Source organism: Paraburkholderia sp. SIMBA_030 (genome assembly GCF_046535245.1).
GTDB lineage: Bacteria > Pseudomonadota > Gammaproteobacteria > Burkholderiales > Burkholderiaceae > Paraburkholderia.
The window spans coordinates 1-321 of the sequence record NZ_JAWRXB010000219.1; the positions used below are offsets into that span (position 1 = coordinate 1).

Consider the following 321-nt stretch of genomic DNA (forward strand, 5'->3'; position numbering starts at 1 on the left):
GATGAAATATCAGGTCATATCCTTCGGTTTGATGATCGGCCTTACGCTTGTCGCGTTTTTGACGGTGGCTGCTTACGGCATTGCCGGATGGTTTACGATGCCGTTTCTGATCCTGCTGTACTTCTTCGCGTTCCTCGATCGCGTGAACGTCGGCTTTGCCGCGCTCACGATGAATCGCGATCTCGGCCTGACCGCCTCGCTGTTCGGCTGGGGCGCAGGCATTTTCTTCATCGGTTATTTTCTGTTCGAAGTACCAAGTAATCTCGCGCTCGCCAAAACGGGTGCGCGGATCTGGCTGGCGCGCATCATGATTACGTGGGG

General features: G+C 55.1%; 1 pseudogene. It reads left to right on the forward strand.

Going from position 1 to position 321, the window contains the following annotated elements:
- Window positions 1-97: 97 nt before the first annotated feature.
- A pseudogene (locus tag SB772_RS39745) lies at window positions 98-321 on the forward strand (MFS transporter); the annotation flags it as partial.